Below are 1316 nucleotides of genomic sequence, written 5' to 3'. Positions count from 1 at the left end.
TCTCCCGGGAGCCTTAACCCCACACAGGGGGTGGGAGTCCTCATCTCGAAGCAGGCTTCCCGCTTAGATGCTTTCAGCGGTTATCCCTCCCGAACGTAGCCAACCAGCCATGCCCTTGGCAGAACAACTGGCACACCAGAGGTCCGTCCGTCCCGGTCCTCTCGTACTAGGGACAGCCCTTCTCAAGACTCCTACGCGCGCAGCGGATAGGGACCGAACTGTCTCACGACGTTCTAAACCCAGCTCGCGTACCGCTTTAATGGGCGAACAGCCCAACCCTTGGGACCGACTCCAGCCCCAGGATGCGACGAGCCGACATCGAGGTGCCAAACCATCCCGTCGATATGGACTCTTGGGGAAGATCAGCCTGTTATCCCCGGGGTACCTTTTATCCGTTGAGCGACGGCGCTTCCACAAGCCACCGCCGGATCACTAGTCCCGACTTTCGTCCCTGCTCGACCCGTCAGTCTCACAGTCAAGCTCCCTTGTGCACTTACACTCACCACCTGATGACCAACCAGGCTGAGGGAACCTTTGGGCGCCTCCGTTACTCTTTAGGAGGCAACCGCCCCAGTTAAACTACCCACCAGACACTGTCCCTGATCCGGATCACGGACCCAGGTTAGACATCCAGCACGATCAGAGTGGTATTTCAACAACGACTCCACCCGAGCTGGCGCTCGAATATCACAGTCTCCCACCTATCCTACACAAACCGAACCGAACACCAATATCAAGCTATAGTAAAGGTCCCGGGGTCTTTCCGTCCTGCTGCGCGAAACGAGCATCTTTACTCGTAGTGCAATTTCACCGGGCCTATGGTTGAGACAGTCAAGAAGTCGTTACGCCATTCGTGCAGGTCGGAACTTACCCGACAAGGAATTTCGCTACCTTAGGATGGTTATAGTTACCACCGCCGTTTACTGGCGCTTAAGTTCTCAGCTTCGCCACACCGAAATGTGACTAACCGGTCCCCTTAACGTTCCAGCACCGGGCAGGCGTCAGTCCGTATACATCGCCTTACGGCTTCGCACGGACCTGTGTTTTTAGTAAACAGTCGCTTCTCGCTGGTCTCTGCGGCCACCACCAGCTCCCCCAGCACGTGGGTTCACCGGCCGTGGCCCCCCTTCTCCCGAAGTTACGGGGGCATTTTGCCGAGTTCCTTAACCATAGTTCACCCGAACGCCTCGGTATTCTCTACCAGACCACCTGAGTCGGTTTAGGGTACGGGCCGCAACAGCACTCGCTAGAGGCTTTTCTCGACAGCATAGGATCATCCACTTCACCACAATCGGCTCGGCATCAGGTCTCACCCT

Annotated in this window: 1 rRNA gene; it reads right to left on the bottom strand. The window is 56.8% G+C overall.

The features are described 5' to 3' along the window. Window positions 1-1316, bottom strand: a 23S ribosomal RNA gene (locus AN218_RS29970); the annotation flags it as partial.

The organism is Streptomyces nanshensis (assembly GCF_001751255.1).
GTDB lineage: Bacteria > Actinomycetota > Actinomycetes > Streptomycetales > Streptomycetaceae > Streptomyces > Streptomyces nanshensis_A.
The sequence above is the reverse complement of the archived record's forward strand: the minus strand, read 5'-3'. Positions and strand labels throughout refer to the sequence as shown.